Annotated in this window: 16 protein-coding genes and 1 pseudogene; 9 read left to right on the top strand and 8 right to left on the bottom strand. The window is 53.0% G+C overall.

What is annotated here, in order from left to right:
* The first annotated feature begins 5 nt into the window (after positions 1–5).
* The 4 genes from F822_RS05625 to lpdA all read left to right on the top strand — a co-directional run bounded on the left by F822_RS05625 (position 6) and on the right by lpdA (position 4,944).
* Positions 6–494, top strand: a complete 489-nt coding sequence (locus F822_RS05625) for an LPS-assembly lipoprotein LptE (RefSeq protein ID WP_025040457.1) — start codon at positions 6–8, stop codon at positions 492–494.
* A 44-nt stretch (positions 495–538) separates the two neighbouring features.
* Positions 539–1,549, top strand: coding sequence for a DNA polymerase III subunit delta (holA, locus tag F822_RS05620; RefSeq protein ID WP_025040456.1), 1,011 nt, complete (start codon positions 539–541; stop codon positions 1,547–1,549).
* A 253-nt stretch (positions 1,550–1,802) separates the two neighbouring features.
* Positions 1,803–3,068, top strand: a complete 1,266-nt coding sequence (locus tag F822_RS05615; protein ID WP_025040455.1) for a glutamate-5-semialdehyde dehydrogenase — start codon at positions 1,803–1,805, stop codon at positions 3,066–3,068.
* Positions 3,069–3,126: 58 nt separating this feature from the next.
* Positions 3,127–4,944, top strand: coding sequence for a dihydrolipoyl dehydrogenase (lpdA, locus tag F822_RS05610; RefSeq protein WP_025040454.1), 1,818 nt, complete (start codon positions 3,127–3,129; stop codon positions 4,942–4,944).
* Between the two features lie 114 nt (positions 4,945–5,058).
* Here lpdA and F822_RS05605 read toward each other — a convergent pair whose 3' ends face one another.
* Positions 5,059–5,529, bottom strand: coding sequence for a hypothetical protein (locus tag F822_RS05605; RefSeq protein WP_025040453.1), 471 nt, complete (start codon positions 5,527–5,529; stop codon positions 5,059–5,061).
* A 142-nt stretch (positions 5,530–5,671) separates the two neighbouring features.
* Here F822_RS05605 and F822_RS15225 point away from each other — a divergent pair.
* Together F822_RS15225 and F822_RS05595 are read left to right on the top strand one after the other, a co-directional pair.
* Positions 5,672–5,916, top strand: a pseudogene (locus F822_RS15225) (IS3 family transposase); the annotation flags it as partial.
* Positions 5,917–5,963: 47 nt separating this feature from the next.
* Positions 5,964–7,898, top strand: coding sequence for an acyltransferase family protein (locus tag F822_RS05595; RefSeq protein ID WP_025040451.1), 1,935 nt, complete (start codon positions 5,964–5,966; stop codon positions 7,896–7,898).
* Between the two features lie 33 nt (positions 7,899–7,931).
* Here F822_RS05595 and rsmA read toward each other — a convergent pair whose 3' ends face one another.
* From rsmA to F822_RS05575, 4 genes are all read right to left on the bottom strand, one after another.
* Complete coding sequence (gene rsmA, locus F822_RS05590; RefSeq protein ID WP_025040450.1) at positions 7,932–8,699, bottom strand: 16S rRNA (adenine(1518)-N(6)/adenine(1519)-N(6))-dimethyltransferase RsmA; 768 nt, start codon at positions 8,697–8,699, stop codon at positions 7,932–7,934.
* A 57-nt stretch (positions 8,700–8,756) separates the two neighbouring features.
* On the bottom strand, positions 8,757–9,815 hold the full coding sequence (pdxA, locus tag F822_RS05585; protein WP_231623577.1) for a 4-hydroxythreonine-4-phosphate dehydrogenase PdxA: 1,059 nt from the start codon (positions 9,813–9,815) through the stop codon (positions 8,757–8,759).
* Complete coding sequence (locus F822_RS05580) at positions 9,757–11,094, bottom strand: peptidylprolyl isomerase (RefSeq protein WP_025040448.1); 1,338 nt, start codon at positions 11,092–11,094, stop codon at positions 9,757–9,759. The genes pdxA and F822_RS05580 overlap by 59 nt, the downstream gene beginning before the upstream one ends.
* A 63-nt stretch (positions 11,095–11,157) precedes the next feature.
* Positions 11,158–13,947 carry an LPS-assembly protein LptD gene (locus F822_RS05575; RefSeq protein WP_025040447.1) on the bottom strand — a complete coding sequence of 930 codons (2,790 nt, stop codon included), beginning with the start codon at positions 13,945–13,947 and terminating at the stop codon, positions 11,158–11,160.
* A gap of 512 nt (positions 13,948–14,459) precedes the next feature.
* Here F822_RS05575 and mpl point away from each other — a divergent pair.
* Complete coding sequence (gene mpl, locus F822_RS05570; RefSeq protein WP_025040446.1) at positions 14,460–15,821, top strand: UDP-N-acetylmuramate:L-alanyl-gamma-D-glutamyl-meso-diaminopimelate ligase; 1,362 nt, start codon at positions 14,460–14,462, stop codon at positions 15,819–15,821.
* Positions 15,822–15,851: 30 nt separating this feature from the next.
* On the opposite strand, the gene F822_RS05565 is transcribed toward mpl, so the two are convergent.
* Entirely contained in the window at positions 15,852–16,373 is a 522-nt protein-coding gene (locus F822_RS05565) for a DUF3617 domain-containing protein (protein WP_025040445.1), read from the bottom strand.
* Between the two features lie 364 nt (positions 16,374–16,737).
* Between F822_RS05565 and F822_RS05560 the strand changes: the two genes are divergently transcribed.
* The gene (locus F822_RS05560) at positions 16,738–17,406 is read left to right on the top strand and encodes an ankyrin repeat domain-containing protein (protein ID WP_197272884.1); all 669 of its coding nucleotides are present in this window, start codon (positions 16,738–16,740) and stop codon (positions 17,404–17,406) included.
* 95 nt (positions 17,407–17,501) lie between these two features.
* On the opposite strand, the gene F822_RS05555 is transcribed toward F822_RS05560, so the two are convergent.
* A complete protein-coding gene (locus F822_RS05555; RefSeq protein ID WP_025040443.1) occupies positions 17,502–18,785 on the bottom strand; it encodes a cytochrome P450 in 1,284 nt (427 codons plus the stop codon).
* 228 nt (positions 18,786–19,013) lie between these two features.
* Positions 19,014–21,197, bottom strand: a complete 2,184-nt coding sequence (locus F822_RS05550) for a di-heme-cytochrome C peroxidase (protein ID WP_269430529.1) — start codon at positions 21,195–21,197, stop codon at positions 19,014–19,016.
* Positions 21,198–21,945: 748 nt separating this feature from the next.
* Here F822_RS05550 and F822_RS05540 point away from each other — a divergent pair.
* Positions 21,946–23,799, top strand: a complete 1,854-nt coding sequence (locus F822_RS05540) for a ribonuclease catalytic domain-containing protein (RefSeq protein ID WP_025040440.1) — start codon at positions 21,946–21,948, stop codon at positions 23,797–23,799.
* The last annotated feature ends 9 nt before the right edge of the window (positions 23,800–23,808 follow it).

Raw genomic sequence — 23,808 nt, 5'->3', positions numbered from 1 at the left:
CCCGCATGAAAAAAATTCTGCTGATTGTATTCTGTTTTTTTCTGACTGCCTGCGGCTTTCAATTGCGCGGCCAGGCTAACCTGCCATTTGAAACGCTCTATATAGCATTCCCTGCGGGGCATACTATCGGTACCGATCTCAGGCGCCTCATCAAGGGCGGCACGAATACCCGTATTGTTGAGAAGTCGAAAGATGCCCAGGCCATCCTGGAAATTGTCAGTGTAACGAATAACAAACAAATCATGTCGGTATCGGGAGGCGGACGGGTGCGGGAATTTGAGATCTTCTATCGGATTTCATTTCGCCTGGTCGATGCCAAGGGAGCAGAACTCATCCCTACCAACGAGATTGTACAGCGTCGCATTCTCCCTTATACCGACGCGCAAGTAGTGGGGAAAGAGGGAGAGGAAGCGATGCTCGTCAGAGAGATGCAAAGCGATTCCGCGGGGCAGATCATGCGGCGATTGGAAGCGGTTAAAGTAGCGAACGGATAATGGCGCCGCAAGAATGGCCGGACCTCGTGCCGTAAAGGAATACCATGCGTATTACCTCCGATAACCTTTCCCAGCATCTTCGGAAGCAGCTTGCGCCGCTCTATACGGTATTCGGCGATGAGCTGCTACTGACTATCGAGGCTGCGGATCTGATTCGTGCCAAGGCGCATCAGGCGGGCTATATCGAGCGTGAGATTTTTGCCGTAGACCATCATTTCAACTGGGTGGATCTGCAGCAGCGCAGCAGTAGCCTGTCGCTATTTGGTGAAAGACGTATAATGGATATTCGTATACCGTCCGGTAAACCGGGGAATCCGGGCAGTGCGGTAATGGAGGGATATTGCCGCTCGCTGCCGCCCGATACCGTCACGCTCGTCACTTTGCCCAAAATCGACAAGCAGGCTGCGGCGACAAAGTGGTTCAAGGCGCTTGAAGGCGCGGGTGTGATGGTTCCGGTCTATCCCGTGGAACGCACCCGTTTGCCCATGTGGATCGGCCAACGCCTGGACATGCAAGCGCAGAAAGCCGATCCGGATACCGTGCGGTTTTTGGCCGACAAGGTTGAAGGTAACCTGATTGCGGCTTATCAGGAACTCAAGAAACTCGCATTGCTTTATCCGCCCGGGATGCTGTCGTTCGATCAGGTAAAGGATGCGGTACTGGATGTGGCGCGCTACGACGTTTTCAAGTTATCCGGTGCACTGATGGCGGGAGAAACCGCGCGTTATACCCGCATGCTGGAAGGTTTGCAGGGCGAGGGCGCGGCGTTGCCGCTGATCGTGAATACGCTTGCGGGACAAATACGCTCGTTGATAACGATTCGTAAAGGATTGGATTCCGGCAGGTCTCTCACGCAACTGATGAGCCAGATAAGAGCCTGGGGAGATCAACAGAAAGCAATGGAAAGCGCCGCCAGGCGTCTTGATCTCAAGCCATTGGTGTCGGCCTTGATGCATGCCGCGAAAATAGACAGGATCAGCAAGGGTGTTGCCAAGGGGGATGCGTGGGATGAATTACTGCAACTGGGGTTGCGCTTCGCGGTTACCAAGCGCTAGCAACATTGCTGGCGTCCTCATGCTATTTGTCCGCGGGGTGATAGGGTCGGGTTCGTTGTTCCGGGTTTGAGCCGGAATACAATTCAAGCCCGGAGGGACGTTTTACCGGTCGCTGGATATTGGCCTCCGCCGTATGACGCCTTTATAGTTTGCTCGCCATTCTTAATACCAGCGATATCGCCAGCGTATAGTGCCGGCTAATATCGCTGGAATTTCGCACTTATTTAATTCATTGTCTAAATGGGACTGTGGCATGGACATCATCGACATCAAGACTTACATGCAATCAATAGGACGTGAAGCTCGCGCTGCATCACGTCTGATGGCCAAGGCCGAGCCCGCGGACAAAAACCGGGCGCTCACGCTCATGGCCTTGGCCATCAGACGTGACGAGCAGCAACTGCTGGCCGCAAATGCCGGGGACGTGGACAATGCGAAAACCCGGGGGCTGGAACCGGCTTTGATCGATCGCCTGACGCTCACCCCCAAAAGCATTGCGAGCATGGCGGAAGGTCTGTTGCAAATCGCGGCGCTGTCCGATCCGGTGGGCGAGATCAGCGACCTGAAGTACCGTCCCGCTGGCATCCAGGTCGGAAAAATGCGCGTGCCGCTTGGCGTGATCGGCATCATTTATGAGGCGCGGCCCAATGTCACGGCGGACGCGGCGGGACTATGCCTCAAGGCAGGCAACGCGGCGATACTGCGCGGCGGATCGGAAGCGATCCGTAGTAATCAGGCTATCGCAGCTTGCGTGAAGGAAGGGTTGAAAGCTGCCGGGTTGCCGGAAACGGCTATACAGATAGTTGAAACCACGGATAGGGCAGCCGTGGGCGAGCTCATCACCATGAAAGAGTTTGTTGACGTAATCGTGCCGCGCGGGGGCAAGGGGCTGATCGAACGTATCTCCAACGAAGCACGTATTCCCGTCATCAAGCATTTGCACGGCGTCTGTCACGTTTATATCGATGACGGCGCCGATCTCGCCAAGGCTATTCGCGTTGCAGACAACGCAAAAACCCAGCGCTACGGCACTTGCAATACCATGGAAACACTGCTGGTGCATGAGGCCATCGCGGGGGAAGTACTGCCTTCCCTGTGCCAGATCTATCTGGACAAGGGTGTGGAACTGCGCGGCGATGCCGCTTCCCGCGCCATTATTGCGCAGATGAGCGAAGCGACGGAAGAAGACTGGCACACCGAGTATCTCGCGCCGATTCTGAGCATACGTGTGGTAAGCGGGCTGGATCAGGCTATCGAGCACATTGCCGTTTATGGTTCGCAGCATACCGATTCGATCATTACGGAAGACTATGGTCGCGCCCGCCGTTTCCTGCGTGAGGTGGATTCCAGTTCAGTGATGGTGAATGCCTCCACCCGTTTCGCCGATGGATTCGAGTATGGCCTCGGTGCGGAAATAGGCATCTCGACCGACAAGATACACGCCCGTGGCCCGGTGGGGCTGGAAGGGCTGACCAGCCAGAAATTCATTGTGCTGGGCGACGGGCACGTCAGGCAATAGACCCGGTAATAAACTTCCAACAGGGGAGTTCGGTTTTTTCCCTCAAATCAAGGTTGTCATGGCTCAACTTATCGAAATCAAAATCCCCGATATCGGCGACTTCAAGGATGTTCCCGTTATCGAAATCCTGGTGAAACCGGGCGAGGCGGTGGAAAAGGAAACGTCGCTCATCACGCTTGAAACCGAAAAGGCGGCGATGGAGATTCCTTCGCCTCAAGCCGGCATTGTGAAGGAAATCAACGTCAAGCTCGGCGATAAGGTTTCAGAAGGATCAGTCATACTGATGCTGGAGGCGGCTGAGCAGAACGGAAAAACTTCTCCCGACGCCGCGCTTGATCCAGATCAAAAAAAAGACGAAGGGGAGCAAGGTCAACCCGTCATCGTCGATCTGAAACCTACAACAGACAATTCCACCACTGCTGTGCCGCGCGGCGACATCCATGCCGATATCGTGGTATTGGGCGCGGGCCCGGGCGGCTACACCGCTGCGTTCCGTGCCGCCGATCTTGGCAAGAAGGTGGTATTGATCGAGCGTTACCCAACGCTGGGCGGTGTATGCCTCAATGTCGGCTGTATTCCATCCAAGGCACTGCTGCACGTGGCAAAAGTCATTACCGATGCCGAGGAAACGGCTCAGCAGGGCATTGTTTTCGGCAAGCCGGGCATAGAAATAGACAAACTGCGAAAATGGAAGGATTCCATCACCGGCAAGCTCACAAAAGGGTTGTCGGGGTTGGCGCAGAAGCGCAAGGTCGAGGTTGTGCGAGGCATCGGCAAGTTCACCTCGCCCAATATGATGCAGGTGGAAACAGCGGACGGTCAGAAAAATGTGTCGTTTGAACATTGCATCATCGCCGCGGGTTCAAGCGCGGCACGTATTCCCGGTTTTCCATATGATGATCCCCGTATCATCGATTCGACCGGCGCGTTGAAGCTGGAGGAAATTCCAAAGCGCATGCTCATTATCGGTGGCGGCATAATCGGCCTGGAAATGGCAACGGTTTATGACGCGCTGGGTTCGAAAGTGAGCGTGGTCGAATTGATGGATCAATTGATTCCCGGCGCGGATTCAGACCTTGTCAAACCGCTGCACAAGCGCATACAGAAGCGCTACGAGGCGATCTATCTGAAAACCAGGGTTACCGGAATCGAGTCTCAAGAAAATGGACTGAAAGTGACATTTGAGGGAGAACAGAACTCAAACACTACGCCGGAAACTACGCCAGAGCCGCAAACATACGACCGCATTCTCATGGCGGTGGGTCGCCGCCCCAACGGACGCGATATCGGCGCCGAACGTGCCGGCGTCAACGTGAATGAGCGCGGCTTCATCTCCGTGGATAAGCAGTTGCGCACCAATGTGCCGCATATTTTCGCAATCGGCGATATCATCGGCGAGCCCATGCTGGCGCACAAAGCCTCGCATGAAGGCAAGCTTGCCGCGGAAATCATTGCCGGTGGAGAAAAAATGAAAAATGCGGCATTCGACGCACGTGCCATTCCGTCGGTGGCCTACACCGATCCGGAAATCGCCTGGATGGGATTAACCGAAACGGAAGCCAAAAAGCAAGGTTTGGAATATGAAAAGGCGGCGTTCCCCTGGGCCGCAAGCGGCCGCGCACTTGCCATGGCGCGGGATGAAGGCTTCACCAAGCTATTGCTGGACAAGAAAACCCGCCGCATTCTCGGTGCCGGCATAGTAGGCGTCAACGCGGGCGAACTGATCTCCGAAACCGTACTGGGGCTGGAAATGGGCGCAGATATGGAAGATATCGGGCTCACCATTCATCCGCATCCGACCTTATCTGAAACGGTGTTTTTTGCAGCTGAAATTGCAGAAGGGACGATAACTGATCTTTATATGCCGAAGAGGTGATTGATCGTTGTGAGCGATTGCCCAATTTGATTGGGTAATAATCGAAATATGGGTCGTCGCAGGAGCAAACGTGCGAGAAAGGTCACCGAATAAGGATCGCGTTTGCTGAGGAGTTCACGCGTACCTGTTTGGCGATCGGCTGGTTTTACCGGCAACGCCGATACACCAGAGCAGGAAGGCGGCCAATGTGGCGATCAGCAGCAAGTTTGTGCGGGGCGCTGCTGGCCAATAACGATTGGCTTGGGCCACACTCCAGCCATAGCGATTCTTTCTATCGCGGAACCCCCCTCGATTTGCATCCGAGCCTGATACAGCTTCGTGATCTGCTTGGCGGTGAATGCGTGGAGCGACAGGGAGGCCACCGGTAGTCAAGGCCTTTTTTCGCGCCGGGCTTGTTTTTACTGTAGCATGACCGACTCTGCTGATCCAATTGGTTGCATCGCCGTCGTCCTTTCTTGGGTTTGGCTTGGGTTGCCGCACCAAGACGAGAAAAGCGGCAAGCGTGCACCGCCGTACCCACTGCACCGTACCCAAGTCAGTGGGTTTGATGGTGGCTTTCGAATATAACGACGTCGCCTGAACCATGAATCGTTGGTGCTCTGCCAACGGATAAAATCACGGTTACGAATACGCTCCACCCGGTACCAACCCAATGGTGCTCGACGTAACGATAGAACGGCACCCGAAACCCAGAATCCGCTACGATTGTGACGCCATAGATTCCTGCAATCTCGTAGCCGGCCAAGGTCGACGTGGCAACTGCCATGATAGTGCTGTGGCGAGAGTTTCTTCCAGTTGCTCAAGCAGTAGCGAATATGCCGAAGGGTCTATGTCAAACGCGAGCAAGCTCGGCGCGATGTATTCGATTACATCGAAATGTTTTATAACCCAATCCGGCAATATGGTTACAACCATAGCCTGTCTCCAGTAGAGTGCGAAAAGCGCTATATCAACCAATTCGATAGCGTCTAGTGAAAACAGCGCAATTCAAGATTTTGCAAAACCTCATCTTATAAAATATGGAATATCGGCGCGAAATTGACGGGCTACGCGCCTTAGCAGTCGTTCCAGTCATACTTTTTCACGCAGGTTTTGACACATTCAGCGGTGGTTTTGTTGGCGTTGACGTATTCTTCGTGATCAGCGGCTATCTCATTACGTCTATCATTCTTGCGGAAAGAGAAGCAGGCACATTCTCGTTAGTAGATTTTTATGAACGAAGAATGAGAAGAATATTGCCTGCACTATTTTTCGTCATGCTTGCGTATATTCCGTTCGCATGGTACTGGTTGCCGCCACGCGATATGAAGGACTTCTCCGAGAGCCTTATTGCTGTTCCGGTTGCTGTATCAAACTTTTTGTTCTGGCAAAGAAGTGGCTATTTTGATACGGCTTCCGAACTTAAGGCATTACTGCATACATGGAGTTTGGCTGTTGAGGAGCAATACTACTTATTGTTTCCTGCTTTCCTGTTGCTGACATGGCGACTTCGAAGGCATTGGGTTATTGGCATATTAATCGTAGTGGCACTAATCAGTTTGGCACTAGCACACTGGGGCGCATCAAATCACCCCCAAGCGACTTTTTTTCTGTTGCCGACTCGCATATGGGAACTGTTAATCGGCGTGTTTGCAGCATTTCATTTATTTGATAGAGAGGGTACGAAAATAAAATCCAGCGACTCCTCTCACCTCATTCAATTTCTGAGTATTTTTGGTTTATTTTTAATCGTATATTCCATATTCGTTTTTGACAGGAAAACGCTTTTTCCAAGTCTGTATACGCTCATACCAACTTTAGGTACCGCATTCATTGTCTTGTTTGCCACACAGCAAACAATAGTCGGCAAAATACTTTCAAGCAAGGTTTTAGTTGGTCTTGGACTAATAAGCTACAGCGTATATTTATGGCATCAGCCCTTATTTGCTTTTGCTCGCCACGTAGCCCTGGCGGATCCCGGTAGAGATGTTTTTATATTGCTGATACTTCTAGCCACTGCTGCTGCTTACTTGAGTTGGCGGTTTGTTGAGAGACCATTCAGAAATAAGCGTGAGGTGAGCAGAAAGAGTCTCGTTATATCAACTCTATTCTTTACGGTGTTCTTTGTTCTGTTCGGTTTGGCGGGGGTCTTGACGCGAGGATTTGTCGATATAAGAACAAATCATATGCAAAAACAGGTTCTCGCAACAGTTGTTCGAAGCCCAAAAAGAAAGGAGTGCCACACAAGTGGGGCGGACTATAGAAAACCGGAGAATGCTTGTCAGTATTACGTACCCAATGGAAGTTGGGCTGTTTTAGGTGATAGTCATGCGGTCGAACTTGCTTACGCGCTCGCCAAAGTTCTGGAAAAGGATAATAAAGGTGTAAAACATTTTTCCTTTAGCGGTTGCGCTCCAGCATACGGCAGAATTGATAAAACTCATTCAGATAGTATCAATTGCTCTCATTGGACCGAGGAAGTGATGGCGCACATTATTGCTGATAAGGGTATTGATACCGTAGTGGTTTCCTATCACACAGAGGGTTGGGCAGCTTCTGATTCCAATGAAAATGCGGCTCCCTGGCAGTCTTATAAAGGGATCCTGCACGCATTTAAAGCTGCAGGCAAGGATGTCGTGCTTGTTCTACAGGCTCCATCTCTTGATGAAGACATGGAACATTTTGTTTTCAGATTAGATTCGCCACCATTAAATATTCCGGGTAAAAAAAGAAAAGAGTGGGAAGAACGACAAAAATATATCGCAGAGAGAAAAAATGAAATCTCGGATGAGGTTACGATAATAAATCCATCAGATCTGTTTTGTGATGAAAAAAATTGTTATGCAGTAAGGGATGGTAAGGCGCTCTATTTTGATATCCACCATATGTCGGTTGCTGGCGCTCTTCTCGTTGCCGAGGAGGTCGTTGAACGCGTTACTGATAGACCCATTGGGAGCGAAGCTACAATCGAATGAATCCATTGAACCGCGGGTTTCGCATTACGGGCGTTACCGTTCTCCCAGATAGTCTGCAATCGCTACAAACTGCTCCACCGACAAATTCTCCGCGCGTGAAACTGGATCGATATCCAGCGCCAGATAATCTTCCGGCTTGAGATGGGCGTGTAGCGTATTGCGCAAGGTTTTGCGCCGCTGGGAAAACGCGGCGGACACAATACGCGCAAATAACCCTTCCTTGCCGGCTTCAATCAGTGGTTGCCCGCGTGGAATCATGCGAACAACCGCCGACTCCACCTTTGGAGCGGGGCGGAAACATTCCGGTGGGACGATGAAGAGTTGTTCCATTTCGAAGCGGTATTGCAGCATCACCGAAAGCCGTCCGTAATCCGAAGTGGAGGACGCAGCCACCATGCGGGCTACCACTTCCTTTTGCAGCATGAAATGCATGTCCCATATATTGCCGGCGAATTTACTTAAATGAAAAAGGATAGGCGTGGAAATATTGTAGGGAAGATTTCCAATAACTCGCAGATTTTCTCCCAGAGCGGCGAAATCGAATTGCAATGCATCGGCTGAGTAAACCGTCAGTTTCTTCTCGGAAAACTCCCGACGCAAACGCTCGACGATATCGCGGTCAATTTCCACGACATGTAAATGATCGAGTGATTGCAGCAAGGGTCGCGTCAATGCGCCCAGCCCCGGCCCGATCTCCACCAGCAGATCGTCCCTGGAAGGATGGATAGCGCGAACTATGTCTGTTACGATCCGGGAATCAATCAGAAAATTCTGGCCGAAGCGCTTGCGGGGAATGTGCATGGTTTATCCGGCAACGTGCGTGCCGCGCGTACGGTTCGGCGCTGCCATTCGGAGGTTCTATTTCTGATTTCCAACCAGCATCGCCGCCATTTCAATTGCCGCGATCAAACTGCCTGGATCGGCGCGGCCGGTTCCTGCCAGGTCAAGGGCAGTGCCATGGTCCACCGAGGTGCGGATGAGGGGCAATCCCAACGTTACATTGACAGCGCTGCCAAAGCTCGCATACTTCAATACTGGCAGGCCCTGGTCGTGGTACATCGCGAATATGCAATCGTATTCCTTCAGTTTTGATGGATTGAACAGGGTATCGGCTGGCAGCGGACCGATCAAATCCATACCTTCGGCACGCAGTTTATCGAGCACCGGAATGATGGTTTCTATCTCTTCTTTGCCAAGATGACCTGATTCACCCGCATGAGGGTTCAATCCAGCGACGGCGATGCGGGGAGTGGGAATGGCAAAGCGTGTCGCCAGGTCGTGCTGGATGATGCGCAGCTTCTGTTCGAGTGTTTCCGGCGTGATCGCCGCTGCCACATCCTTGAGCGGCAAATGAGTGGTTGCGAGCGTTACTCGCATGCCGCCACCGACGAGCATCATTACCGCCCGGCTGTTGGTAAGTTGCGCGAGGTATTCCGTGTGGCCAGTGAATGCGATGCCGGCGTCATTGATGGTGCCTTTATGTACCGGGGCGGTTATCATTGCACTGAATTCGCCATTGACGCATCCGTCGACGGCGCGTTCCAGTGTTTTTAAAACATAGCGCGCATTCGCCGACTCCAGTTTTCCTGGAGCCGGACGTTCGGCCAGCGGTACGTGCAGTACCTGCAACCCGCCGGTTTTATGCTCAACCTCGATGTCGGGCGAGTAGTCCGCTATCTCCAGCGGAAGCCGAAGTAGCCCGGCGCGCTCCTGCAATAAATGACGGTCGGCAATGACAATCAGATTGTATGGCAGATTCAGTTGAGCGATTTGCACACACAAGTCAGGACCAATCCCTGCTGGCTCTCCCGCGGTGAGCGCGAGCTTGGGTCTTTTGACCCCCTCAGGGTGGGATCTCTTATTCAGCAGCGTGCCGATCCTGACCTTCCAGCCGATATTCGACATAGGCGCGATCACGCAACTGCTGCAACCACTCCTGAAAAGCTTCGTCCGCTTTGCGTGTCCGAATGGACTGGCGTGCAGCTTGACGCTGGCGCTCCTGGCTGACATCCTGCGAACGGCGCGCGAGAACCTGGATCAAATGCCAGCCAAACGGCGACTGCACCGGTTCGCTGACCTGCATGGGTGTAAGCGCGTTCATGGCGTGTTCGAATTCGGGCACGGTGTCGCCCGGCGAGACCCAGCCCAGATCACCACCGGAGGAGGATGCAGAGTCTTCAGAATGAAGTTTTGCCAGTTCCTCAAAACTGCCGCCATGATCCAAGCGCTCTTTCAGGTCGGATATACGCCGTCTGGCATCGGCTTCAGATGTAAGCTCGCTGACTTTTACAAGAATGTGACGAACATGGGTCTGATCTACGACTGTTACGGCGCCTTGCGGGGTGCGGCGGTCGACCAGTTTGAGGATGTGGAACCCACCCGGGCTCGAAACGATCGGCGTTATTCCGCCGGGTTTCATCGGGGTCAACAACTCGGCAAATTTTTTCGTTAATTGAGCAGCGGGCCGCCACTCAAGTAGGCCGCCTGTCATCGCGTCGGGAGAATCGGAGTATTCGGCAGCGACCTGCGCAAATTCAGCGCCGCTTGTCAAGAGCGCCAGGGCAGCTTCCGCCCTCAACCGCCGGGCTTCGCTTTGTGAAGGGGTTGCGCCTTGCGGTATTGTTACCAGAATATGCGCAATGCGATATTCGTCATTATTTCCGGACGAGATTTCCTGAGTTTCCAGAAAATTATCGACCTCTCCTTCGGACACGCTTACCCGGTTACTTACCTCGCGTTCTTTCAGTCGCACCAGAATGATCTCATCGCGAATTTCATCCCGAAATTTACTGAAAGCCACCCCATCCTGCTCAAGGGCGCTGGTAAACTCTGTTAACGACATCTTGTTTTCCTGGGCGATGCGGCGCAGCGTTTGATCGAGCTCGGTATCGCCCACCGTCAAGCCGGTTTCTTTTGCAAGTTGTAACTGGACCCGATTGACGATAATACGGTCCAGTATCTGTTTTTCGAGAATAGCGGGCGGGGGAGGCTGCACGCCCTGCTTCTCCAACTGTTTGAGTGTGGCGCTGAGCACCTCGTCCAGTTCGTGGCGTGTAATCACGTTCTCATTCACCACCGCGACAATATGATCGATAGTCTCAATATTGCCTGAATGGGCCGGTTGCGCGGCAGCAATCACTCCGGCAGTCAGTAACGTCACCAGGACAGGGGGACGCAAAAAAAATTTCGTACCCATGTGAATAAGCGTTATCAGGGAATATAGGATGAGGTGACGGTGGTTTGAGCGAATAACGCCAGTTTAGTGATCTCGCTGATCAGACGGACTGCTTCCTTGACTGCCTATCTGGGTATACCCAGGAATGCTACGCTGCAGGACAGTTAGCGGGTTTGAGCCGATTTGCATCAACCCATTCAACTCAAGTTGCAAAAAAGCCGCTGTGGTTGATTTCGAGGTGGCGGTGACGAGATGCTGGAGCACGAATCGCAACGACCAGCAGCACGCATTATACTCAAGTCCCGCTAATCCTTCCAGAATTCTCTTGTCTTGCAGTGAGTAATTCAGGCGCGCCACGGATTGCCAGTTTTGCGACCATCGCCATTGGCTTGAGGCATCGACCTGATGCAATACGTCGCGGGTAAACCGGTAGCCCACATTCAATACCCTGCCCGGTTCCGGGCGGTAGCTCAATCCTGAGCGTATCACATCGACCATGTACCTGGTCTGATCATATTGCAAGCTCGAATCGGTGCTGATTGTCGGCGTGATAAACCCGGTTACCGCAGCGACGAAATCCGGCCGACGGCTTATTGTGCCTGGTGAATCCAGATTTATCCTGCGATCGATGAAGCTTATCTGCTGCCCAACGGCGACACGCAAGCGCTCCCTTCCCGAGCCAGGTTCTATCAGACGCGTAGTAAGCGCCATTGTCACCTGGTTAGCGTCGTTGATACGATCGCTGCCGCTGAAGCGGTTTTCGGTAAACATCTGGGCAAAACCGAAGTCCGTCCTGGCAGAGTCAAAATTGGGCAACTGACTCTGGTCACGGAACGGTACATACACATAAAAGAGGCGTGGCTCGATGGTCTGAGTGAAGCGCTCGCCACGCAACTCGATCTCGCGGTCAAACGCAATACCGCTGTCCAGGCTGAGAACGGGCAGGGTACGGGTCGGATTCTCGTCCGGCGCGGTCGCGTCCAGGTAATATCTGGTATGGTGTACCCCGACCTTCGGGGTGATGTAACCATACGAGTTGCGGAGTGGGTAACTAACGCTGGGAAAGAGCATGAGGCGAGTGCCGTTTATCAGGGTAGGATGCGAAAAGTTCGTCCAGCTTCCGATAAAATTCACGTCCGCTCCGAGAATGTCCGGTTTATTTGCGGCGAGCGTAAACTGTGGCAAACGCTTGTAAGGCGGAGTAATGGGCGCGCGCGGATCCTGGATGGTCTGAAAACTCTGTACGAGCGTACTGACATTAAGCGTGCCGTCATCTCCCAGTGCGCGATTGTAAGACACTACGCCCTGCTGCAGCAGGTTTGTCCTGGACGTAATATTCAGATTATTGCCGAGATCGCGAAAATAGAAGTCGTCGGAAACCCTGTTATAGTCGAGGCGGGTCGACACGCCATTGCCCAGATAGCGGTTATCGAAGAACGATGTACGCCAGCGTGTGTGTCCGGTAACCAGGTCATTCGGCAATATATCGCCCAGCAAGGTGCCGCTCGATCTTTCGTCCATGTAGCGGAATTCGTTGTTGAACGAAACACCGCGCCGCGACATGAGACGCGCCGAAAGTGTCGCATCATAATTGGGTGCGATGTTCCAGTAGAAGGGCACGGTAACATCAACACCCGTTCTGGCGTTGTAGCCGTACAGGGGAGCAAGAAATCCGGATTTGCGCTGTCCGCTATATGAGAAATTCATCCAGGGCGTATACAATATGGGCACGTCCAGGAACGTGAGTTTAACCATTTTGGCAGTGCCTTTCTTCGTTTCATTGTCGAGCTTCAGGTCGGTCACCTGAAGGAACCAATCATTATCCCCGGCCGGACATGTGGTATAAGTTGCTTTTTGAAGCCGATAGTGGTTCTCGCCCTCAAATAGCAGCGTCTCAGCGTAGCCTCGGCTGCTGGCATCCTTCAAGCGATAATTGGGCTGGCTCAGTTGCCCGGTTTTGCTTGCCAAGTTGAACTTGAGCTTGGAACCCTCGAGTATGTCGCCATGTTGCTCGACACGCACGCTGCCTTCGGCCTCCGCATCATCGGTATCCTGATGATATTTCATTCGCTCGGCGGAGATGAACTGATCGCCATTAGACAGCTCGGCCCTGCCTATCGCTTCGATTTCCTTGCCTGAGTGTCCTTGTAAACGATCGGCTACAACGAATACCTTCTTATTTTTCTTTGGGTCCGTCTCCGCGTCGGATGCTGCAAGCCCGGTTTCAATCTCGGGTTCAGCCGCCCCGCCGAGCCGCAGCTTTGCTTCACCCTCTTGTGCCAGGTGTCCGTGAATGTGCTGAGCCTCGGTAAAAGCCGAAGCGTTTTTATCCGGTTTGACGCCAGGTATCGCGGCTACGCTGACGGGACGAGGCCCGGTGCTGCTGCGCAGCGTGGCTTCATCTTCTTCCGACATATGGCCTTGCGCACGCTCAACCCCGGCGCGGGTCGCCGCGTTTTCACCCATTTCCGAGCCACCCAAAGCAGACTCATTTTCTTCTGCCGGTGATCGTGTATAGTTCTGCTTCGGCCTGGATTGAGCGTTTTCCGGCGTGCTGCCGGGTTGTTCAATGGATGCGTTATTTCCGAGTGCCTTATCATCGGTTTTTTGACGACCTTTCATTTGTTCGGCTGAGCGCAGACGATCACGCCGCAGCTCGGCCTCGCCCCTGGCTTCAGCCTCATATTCATGGCGGCCCTGTATGCGTTCCGTGTCGATAAGCACAGGCTTGTTGTCATTAGTTGTCCGGGCAGGCGGCGTTGTGCTTTCGGATGTGCTGCCGGAAGCGGGCGAAGGCGTATCTGCGCGCGCATCATATGCGAGGCAAAATAAAAGAACTGACCAGCAAATGGGGCGGGAAAAACGCGATTTCATTTGGGGATAGCCAGCCTGAAGAGGAAATCTTCTTGATACGGATGAATTTCCGTTTTCAGATTTATAAGTCTCGTATCACAGACATCGAAGCGTGAGAGCACGTAGCGTATTTGAACCAGGCTTGTGAAAATCGAGGGATGCCTTGCGTTGAGCCTGCTGCTAGCTGGCCTTGATGATGAGTTAACGGGGAACAAAGCTGTAAGTGTAACAAAAAACAGAAGATAAGCTATGCCGGCTAAGCGTAACAATGCCCAGGGCCCGGGTCATCGGTTGGTAAGGAACCGCGAAACGCAGCGCCATCGTACTTCGGGTATACGCCCCAAGTTCTTGTTAGTGCTATAGGTCTGCATGAGGATATTTTGCAGCATTGATCGGCTTGCCAGGTTACTGCGCCGACGATCTATCCCCTTTGTCTTTTTCATGAGGAGCGGTCGATTGCGCTTCAATTTTACGCTGTAAGGTACGGGTTGGCGCGTGCTCATTTTCATATTCACGAAATTCAGGGGCTAAGCTTGCATATTCATATTCTCGGCATTTGCGGCACATTCATGGGGGGTATCGCGACGATCGCGCGAGCAGCCGGCCATAAGGTAACCGGCTGCGACGCGGGCGTATATCCACCCATGAGCAGTCAACTCATTTCGCAGGGGATCGAGTTGATCGAAGGATTCTCGCCGGAACAAATCCGGCTGAATCCCGACCTGTTCGTCATCGGTAACATAGTGACGCGCGGCAATCCGCTCATGGAGGAAATCCTCAACCGTAGCCTTCCCTATGTTTCGGGGCCGCAGTGGCTTTCGGATAATGTCTTGCGCGACAAGTGGGTTCTGGCTGTTGCCGGCACGCACGGCAAGACGACAACGAGCGCGATGCTGGCATGGATTCTTGAGTACGCGGGATTGGGACCGGGATTCCTCATCGGGGGCATTCCGGAAAACTTCGGGTTGTCGGCCAGGCTTGGCAGCTCAAGCTTTTTTGTCATCGAGGCAGACGAATATGACACCGCTTTTTTCGATAAGCGCTCCAAGTTTGTCCACTTTCACCCAAGAACGGTAATACTCAATAATCTGGAGTTTGATCATGCGGATATCTTTGCCGACCTTGCCGCGATCGAGCAGCAGTTTCACCATTTCGTACGCATCATTCCCGGCAACGGCCTTATCATCGCCAATGGCCGGGAAGAGAGCCTGGAGCGTGTGCTGAACAGGGGATGCTGGACACCTGTGGAAAGGGTAGGGGTAGCAAACGGTTGGCAGACCGATATTCTGGCCGACAGCCGGGTCGCTATTTCTTTAATGGGGGAATTTCAGGGAACGCTGCATTGGAAGCTGCTGGGCGAACACAACCGGATGAATGCGCTGGCTGCTTTGGCTGCGGCCCGCCACGCCGGTATCCCTGTGAATATTTCCATCAGTGCGCTGATGGAATTCAAGAACGTCAAACGCAGGATGGAAGTCCGAGGTGTAGTAGAAGGCATCACCGTTTACGACGATTTTGCCCATCACCCCACGGCCATCCGGACGACTCTCCAAGGTTTGCGCGATAAGACAAGAAATGCGCGCGTCATCGCGGTGCTGGAACCTCGTTCCAACACGATGAAGATGGGTTTATGGAAAGACAGCCTGGCGGATAGCCTTGCGGCGGCGGACCTGGTGTTCAGCTATACGGCCAATCTCGGCTGGGATGTGAAAGAGGCATTGGTTTCCCTGGGTGTGAAAGCCATACACCACGACGACCTGGGTTCATTGATCGGGGCCATTACGGCTGCTGCATTGCCCGGCGATCACATACTCATCATGAGCAACGGCGGTTTCGGCGGAATCCATGAAAAACTGCTGGTAGCCATGCGCGACCGTTACGGAGTGACGAGCTGACCCAAAGATAAGTGCGAGATCAGCGCGAGATCAGTGCGCTGATCTCGCCGTCCCACAACTTGCACTGATCCACCGGCCACTGGTGTCGGCGTGCTCATTGACAGGATTATCCTGTACAGTACCATTGAATACGGTCCATCCCGAGAAGCGCTCGGGCGTTGTAAACGTCCCCTCAGCTCTTCCATTACCCTTTAATTGAGAATGGGTACAGACGAGATCCATCTTGTAGCTGTTTTCTGTCCGAATCGCATTTTTGATGCTGCAACCCGATTCCTGCACATAAAAATAAGATGGAATTTCTTCATTCGCCATTTGCTGGGTAATGCAGACTCTGGATGTTGCTGCACCATCCTGGATCTGAGGCATATCCAGTCCATATTGCTTGGCCAGGCTGGTCAGTTTCTGCATTTGCTCCGGCGGAATCTGGGGCACCAGCGCCAGCAGCATCGACGTGGTTGTGACTTCCCATAATCCGGGACGGATGTGATTTTCGGCAGCATTTACGGTTGAAACTAGCGGTAGCAATGATAGTAATAAAAAAATTTTTCGCATTGATTCCTCAAAAACGATAATCCTGAATCGCATACCGTAGCGAGTTCACCAAAAAAGTGAAGCTTAAGAGGTAAAAAGGGGTACAGAAAATCCTTTTCGGTTATAGCACCTAGTTGACAATGAGCGATCAACTGCCGGATTCAGGATAATACATCACTTTGATATTTATCGAACTGGACAAATGTAGAGTACTGCCGTCAAAACTGAAAGGATGACTGTATTTCCGGATCGACTTAGTTCGGCGGTGCGGCAGGAATCAATCGAATCAGCGGGAACGGCGAACACAATGTGAGCCGGAACGACGGCAGCGTAACTATCAGTCTTGCCGCAATCAAATCAGGAAATCAGGAATATGAGGATTGGTATGAAAAACGAAATTGGAATAATCGGCAGAAGTCTCTCTATTTTCGGCGCGCTATTTTTATTGTGCGCATCAGCGAGTACGTGGGCTGATAAAGATGAGGAAAGTCTTATTGCTGCATCCGGCAACGGCGATCTCTCGCGGGTCAAGACACTGCTTGTCAAAAAAGTCAATGTGAATGCGCGCGCACCCGACGGTGTTACCGCCTTGATAGCGGCGTCCCAGGGCGGTTATGAAGAGGTGGCGCAAGTACTGATCCAGGCCAAGGCGGATGTAAACGCAAAGACGAGCAACGGCACTACCGCGTTGATGCAGGCTTCGCAGAAAGGTCACCGGCAGGTGGTACAGGAACTGATTGCCGCCAAGGCCGACGTGAATGCCAGGAGAGGCGATGGCGTTACCGTATTAATGCAGGCATCGCAGGAGGGACAACGGCAGATCGTACAAATGCTGCTCGCCGCCGGGGCCGATGTAAATGCCAGATTAAGCAATGGCGCTACCGCACTCATGCTGGCGTCGCAGATCGGCCATACGGGAGTGGTGCAAACACTGCTCGCCGCCAAGGCCGATGTGAACGCGACAGCAGGTAACGGCGCAACCGCACTCATGCTGGCATCCAAGTATCGTCACCAGGATGTGGTAACACTCCTCAAGGATGCGGGAGCCAGATAAGTACGGTACGGAGCCGCACTCTGACGCAGGCCTGCCCCAACCGCAGCTGCAGTCTTATCTGCAGATCGATTCGCTGCGTCCGGATGATGCAGTCTTCATTGTGCAGTCCAGGAAAGGTGGTACTGTTCCGGGAAAGGACCGGCCTTATAGTCGATCGGGGCTTTAGCCGCAATATTCTGCCGGATCAGGACCTGGCGTACCATCTCCGGGATCATGACCATGCCGACGTAGCGCCCCAGGCACTCATGGCTGCCGAAGCCGAAATGAAAATAGTTATACCAGTTACGCTTCGGGATAAACTCGTCTGGTGACTCGAACGCTCTCTCATCGAACATTGCCGACAAGGTTACCGGCAGCACATAAGTTCCCGCGCGAAGCACCGTTGCGTGTTCCGTGCCCTTGGCCGCGGTATAGTCGCTTTCGCACGTGCGGAACAAATAAGGTGTGATCGGCACAAAACGCAGCGCCTCCCAGACGAAGCCATCGAATTCAGCGGTGTTTCCCTGCTGGGCAGCGGTTGTTGCCTTGGCGAGCCATTCCGGACGATCCAGCAGATACTGCATCACCTGCGCAACCGCTTGCGAGGTCGTCTCGATGGCGCCGATCAAAAGACCGCCCGCGTTAATCCCCAGGCGTTTTATATCGAAATCCACTTGCTTTGGATAATCCGTGCGCAACATTCTGGTCACGATATCATCGTCCAGCCGAATGAGGGTTGAAAAGGTGAGTTGTTCAGCCTTTACTTGCAGCAAGCGGCGAGCAATAAGTTCAACGATGAACTTGCCCAGTTCTTTGGAAGTTTCATTGTGACGGTCGATGATGTATTGGGATTTTTCCGGCGGCAGCGCGTCAAAAGGATGGTTATGAAAGGTATCGCATTGGTTCCAGTAAGACCATTCGATCAAATCGGCTCGCTTTGCTCCGGTAAGCCCGAAATATTCCCGCACCAGCGTGGCAGGCACCATGCGGCAATAATTGCCGACCAACTCGATGTTGCCATGGGCATTGTCGAGTATCTCCCTGGAAATATTGCCCACCATTTCACGCACCGCCGGCAGGTCATCGCGATTCAGCATGCACTGCATCAGGGATTTTTCACGTGTGTGCAGGGCATCGTCATCATGCATCATCAGGTAGTTGCCCATTTTTGGGGCGTAAGGCGCAACCGTGAACACCTTGGGCATATTCAGCACTTCCCTGACGTCATCGAAGCGTGTGACCAAGGTACATTTTGACGTCACCAGAATAGGTCGCTTTTCGCGCAATTCCTTAAAAAACGGCAAGGGCTCCGTATCGATCCAACGGCGTACCAATGCAAATTTATCTGAATCGGCGGCGGCATCATATTGCTCGAGGTAACGGCTAGTGCTCGCATTCATCTGTGGCTCCCTATGAGTTTTTAGCTATGAAATGTCAAATAATCAGGATTAAACCCAGATAAATCCATTAGACGGCTCTGCGAGCCTACCCGAGTGCTGGCGGTCAGTTTGCGGCCATTTTTACCGCTTGCTCGGCGTCCATAGACCAAGCTATGGACTTCTCCCAACCGGCAAAACTGTCTCGCAACCTGCCTCGCCATCATCTCGTGTCCTAATGGATTATCTGGGTTAAAGCGTCTTCAGGTATTCAAGCAAGTCGAGGCGATCCTCCCTGGACATGGGGTACAGGCATTTGTCTTTAATGGAGGGGTCCTCGTCCTTAATGTTTTCATCTGTGCATTGGTCCTTGATCTTCTGGTCTACCGGTCCGTTAGATTCGTCGGCCATGCGTCTTGCCCCGTATTCGTGCCCCGCGTTGCTGTTTCCTTTGGTATAGCCCCCCCGATCGTCCTTGATGCCTTTCGTATTGAAGGGAAAGCCGCCGTAACCGCTGCTTTTAAAACCCACTTTGGCTGGATCGAACTCGCGCGATCCGACTTCAAACTCGTCAGGGCGGTATTCACCATCGTCTGGGTCTCCGGCACGTTTTTTCGGCAGCAGCAAATCGTAGAGCGTCGGCACCGAACCATTATGCAAATAAGGCGCAGTCGCCCAGATACCATTCAGCGGCCGTGCCTTATAAGATTTCAGCGAGGCAACCGGATTGGCCGTGGTATCGGGATCGTATTCGCCGCGCTTGATCGAAGGCTTGATCTTGTTATCGCGAAAGCCTGTCGCCAAATTGTAGAGCCACTCGGACCAACGCTGTAAAAACCATTTGTCCGGTTCCGGGTTGGCGACCACCCCTATGGTCGCTTTGGTCAGCAAGGCCGAGACCGGCGCACGCTGATCGAGCAGGATATCGCCTACACCACCGGCGGAAACATACAGGTTGCGCTGAATGCCCGAGAAACCCTGGTAATTTACGCTATTCTCAGCCATCTGGGGATCAGTGCCGACATCGCTGGCGCGTGACATATGTGCCACGATACGGCGATCGGGATCATCCCGCTTTATATTCGAATGGCAACTGACGCAGTGTCTGTTGAACAGGGACTTTCCTTTCTCAAGACGAGACCTGTCGATCGGCGGAAGGATATTCTCGGGCCATTGCGGAGATTGCAGGCTCAACAGGCGTGCTTCGATACGGCGCAGGTTAAGGACATTGACGGAAGAGTCGTAGCTGATATGCCTGCCGAACAGACCCTGGCCGGTAATAAGTGCAGGTAAGGAAAATCCGTCTCTTTCCGTCCAATCCAGGGTACCGAATACGCCAATCGCTTCCCCCGCGTTGCGGGCGATTGCCTTCAATCCCGAATTTTCGGTAAGACCATTCCATTGAACGTAATCATGCTGAGGCGTATCCCATAAAAATGGGTAGCTGACCGGCGCATTAGGCGGATTAAACAGCTTGTTCCTCAGCTTTCCGAGCGGTTCCAATCCCTCCAGGCTTCTGTTCCTGGTCAAGACTGCGAGGAGGTTGTGGACGATCTGGTCACGCTGCTCGCCACTGAGAACCCTGTCCGTATTTCCTGCTATCGACTCCAGCTCTTCTTCGCTTATCGCCGCGTTTTTCATTATCCACGGATCACTCAGCAAATCCTTGAGTTCCTTGACGGTCACGATATGTTCCAGGACGCGGTTGTAAATGCGTCCAAAGGCATCCAGCCGTGCATAACCGTAATGGGTCGTACTGTAGTTGATCGTGATGTAACTGGCGAGACGCTCGGTATATTTCTGGAGGTCGGCCTTTACGTCAGCCTCTTTTTTGTATGTTCCCCGCGCCAATACATTTTTGACAAACCGGTTTTGGACCTCTTCATTTTCGCGAGTTGCCTTCATGGCCCGGACGATATCCGCCATGAATGTTTCCATATCAGCCCCTGCCGGGCCGCCATCGATACGGATACCCTTGCCCTTGTAGTTTATTTGCCCGGTATGGCAGGCAGCGCAAGTCAGGCCCACGTAGTCGTTACCTTTGTATGTATCCTTGACGAAGCCAACCGGCAGCGCATCGGGATTGCTGGAAGTCGGCTTCTGCGGCAGATAGCGGTAGCGATTCATGTTCTCATTGGATCGAAACGGCTCGGTGGTGCCCTTTTTCTCGAGCACCATGAAGAAATCGTAGGGCATCATATTCGACCCCTGCGTCACGCTATAAAACCATAGGCTGTCGGCAGGTTGCCAGTTCTGGCTGGGAAGGTACTCCACTGTATTGAACTGATCGCCAAAAACATCCTGCTTTACCGTGGCTGCGCCCCGGTCCGGGTCTTTATCGAATGCTGCACAGGCAGGCAGGAGTGCGGTCAAAAAAACCAGCACGGGAATGAAAAATGCGCGCCGTTTTGCTAACACAGCAGAAGATTGCTTCACGATGGTTCCCTTTACCGAGAATGAGAGGAGGAGAATAAGAGCAACGCTCTAATATAATTATAGTTTATTTCCGCAAAATATCTGGTGGCGGCAATGGGCGGTGCTGTTCGGCACAGCCCTGATCGCGCAGTCTCCAAAAGCGATTGACCCCGAAAACCGGCTCGACAGGTGTACGACGCATCTTGAGTAACTCCGCATGAGCGCGTCGGCCGGCATCAGCTTGATGGGCCTGAGCGTTCCAGAGGCTGGCAAAAACATGGCAACGGCTGGGTTCCCCTCGTTTCCCCGTGAGACGGTATTGATGGCCGCTCCAGCACTGCCCCATACGGGGTTGCTCGCTGTGTTAGTATCCTCGGCAGCTCAATGTGGAATCATTGCCTATTGCTACCCGCTTAGCGGGTGTTTGCGGTGTCCCGGTGTTGCCGGCGATGCACTCTTTGGAGCTATACGCGGGTCCCTGACAGTCTTTGTTATGTAAACGGACGCGCGGAAGAAAACTTTTGCCCTGAATTACAATCAAAGGCACGTATTGTGTGGTTTTCCCGGCATCCCGAGTTGGCAGGCGCCGAAAAGCCGGTGCCGCGCATCGGTATCCACTTCATCGTCAAGTATTCTACCCCAGCCAGAGCGAGTCCTCCGAATCCTGGAAAGGCTACGTTTCGGGCTATAATTTGAGCGGCGGTATGCGACTGAACCGGTGCATTTGCGCTTCCTATAATCTTTTACGGCGTTCTCCGCAAACCATTTCATGAATGTTTTTTACGAAGAGGAAGGCACCTTCAAGGTGGGTTCAATACTTGCCGACAACACGACCTCGCTTCAAGTGGAGGCACCTCACGGCAAGCGTGCAAAAATAAAAGCGGCTTCGGTGCTGCTTCGGTTTGACGCGCCCTCGCTGTCCGAATTCATGGATCTTGCGCAAAAGAAGGCAGAAGATCTGGACCCCGATTTTCTTTGGGAATGTTGCGAGATCGAGGCGGAGTTCGCCAGCGACGCGCTGGCTGCGGATTATTTCGGTCACGCTGCCACGCCGGAGGAAGCGGCGGCGGTGTTGATACGGCTGCACAGTGCGCCAATGTATTTTTACAAGAAGGGTCGCGGGCGCTACAAGGCTGCGCCACCGAAAGCGCTCGAGGCGGCGCTTGCGAGCCAGGAAAAAAGACGTCGCCAGGCGGAACAACAGGCGCGCTATATACAATTATTGAGCGAGTTCACGCTACCGGAAGAATTCAAGCCGTCGCTATCCAGCCTGCTCTATCGTCCCGATAAGAATACAGTCGAGTGGAAAGCACTTGATGCCGCTTGTACTGCAAGCAAACTGAGCGTTTCCCGGTTGCTGGAGAAATGCGGTGCTATCCCCTCCACGCATGACTATCATCTCAACCGTTTTCTGCTGGATCATTTTCCTGAAGGTACGGAGTTCGATGTATTCGATTACGGGGAGCTGCATGCCCCGATAGATTTGCCCATTGCGGATGTGGCTGCCTTCAGTATAGATGATGTCACCACTACGGAAATTGACGATGCCTTTTCGGTGACTCCGCTTACGCTGGGGAGCGTCCGCATCGGTATCCATATCGCTGTCCCGACGTTGGGCATCGCACCGGGTTCACCGATGGATACCCTGGCGGCAGAGCGCCTATCAACCGTATACATCCCGGGCCAGAAGATCACGATGTTTCCGGACGCCGTGATACAGCACTATACGTTGGGCGAAAAACGGTTGTGCCCGGTGGTCTCGATGTATCTCGACGTCGCGGATGACTTCACGGTTTTCGCCACAAGCAGCCGTATCGAACAAGTGAGGGTCGCCGCTAACCTCAGACATGACACGCTGGAAGCGCATTTTAACGAACATACCCTGGCGGGAGGAAAGCTGGATCATCCTTTCGGAAAAGAGTTGCTGTCGCTCTGGAACTTCGCCTGCAGGGCGGAAGCGCTCCGGGGCAAGGCCAACGACAGCAATAACGAGCGAATCGATTATTGCTTCAGCGTCAAGGACGATCGTATCGATATCAGCCAGCGCCGGCGGGGCTCCCCGATTGACAAGGTGGTATCGGAATTGATGATTTACGTTAATTCCGAATGGGGCAAGCTGCTTGCAGATAACGGCGTCGCCGGCATCTATCGTAGCCAGGGTGGCGGCAAGGTTAAAATAAGTACCTCTCCCGCACCGCACCAGGCACTGGGCGTTTCGCAGTATGCATGGATCAGTTCGCCTATGCGCCGATATGTCGATTTCATCAATCAGCGTCAACTGATCGCGCTGTTGCGCGGAGAGACACCGCCTTACACGAGAGAGAGCGAGAGTCTGCAGACGTTCATGCGGGATTTCGAAGCGACTTATGAGGTTTATGGAGATTTTCAGCGCAGCATGGAGCGCTACTGGTGCCTGCGTTGGCTGTTGCAGGAAAATATCAGCACAACCGGGGCGCAGGTATTGAAAGAAAATCTGGTGAAGCTGGACCGTCTTCCACTGGTGGCACGAGTTGCCTCGTTACCGGAAGTACCGCCTGAAACGAATATCGAGGTTGAGATTTCCAATATCGATTTGCTGGAACTTACTTTCAATACAAAATTCCTGCATAAGCAGGAAGCATGAAATTATTCT

This window comes from Nitrosospira briensis C-128 (assembly GCF_000619905.2).
GTDB lineage: Bacteria > Pseudomonadota > Gammaproteobacteria > Burkholderiales > Nitrosomonadaceae > Nitrosospira > Nitrosospira briensis.
Note: the sequence above shows the minus strand (reverse complement) of the source record. Positions and strands in the feature narration are given on the sequence as shown.

Bases quoted from the DNA above. Each gene is read 5' to 3' on its own strand.
- F822_RS05560 (WP_197272884.1), top strand. From the start codon at position 16,738: ATGAAAAACGAAATTGGAATAATCGGCAGAAGTCTCTCTATTTTCGGC.
- F822_RS05555 (WP_025040443.1), bottom strand. From the start codon at position 18,785: ATGAATGCGAGCACTAGCCGTTACCTCGAGCAATATGATGCCGCCGCC.
- F822_RS05565 (WP_025040445.1), bottom strand. From the start codon at position 16,373: ATGCGAAAAATTTTTTTATTACTATCATTGCTACCGCTAGTTTCAACC.
- F822_RS05625 (WP_025040457.1), top strand. From the start codon at position 6: ATGAAAAAAATTCTGCTGATTGTATTCTGTTTTTTTCTGACTGCCTGC.
- F822_RS05575 (WP_025040447.1), bottom strand. From the start codon at position 13,947: ATGAAATCGCGTTTTTCCCGCCCCATTTGCTGGTCAGTTCTTTTATTT.
- rsmA (WP_025040450.1), bottom strand. From the start codon at position 8,699: ATGCACATTCCCCGCAAGCGCTTCGGCCAGAATTTTCTGATTGATTCC.
- F822_RS05615 (WP_025040455.1), top strand. From the start codon at position 1,803: ATGGACATCATCGACATCAAGACTTACATGCAATCAATAGGACGTGAA.
- F822_RS05595 (WP_025040451.1), top strand. From the start codon at position 5,964: ATGGAATATCGGCGCGAAATTGACGGGCTACGCGCCTTAGCAGTCGTT.
- F822_RS05540 (WP_025040440.1), top strand. From the start codon at position 21,946: ATGAATGTTTTTTACGAAGAGGAAGGCACCTTCAAGGTGGGTTCAATA.
- F822_RS05605 (WP_025040453.1), bottom strand. From the start codon at position 5,529: ATGGTTCAGGCGACGTCGTTATATTCGAAAGCCACCATCAAACCCACT.
- F822_RS05580 (WP_025040448.1), bottom strand. From the start codon at position 11,094: ATGGGTACGAAATTTTTTTTGCGTCCCCCTGTCCTGGTGACGTTACTG.
- lpdA (WP_025040454.1), top strand. From the start codon at position 3,127: ATGGCTCAACTTATCGAAATCAAAATCCCCGATATCGGCGACTTCAAG.
- holA (WP_025040456.1), top strand. From the start codon at position 539: ATGCGTATTACCTCCGATAACCTTTCCCAGCATCTTCGGAAGCAGCTT.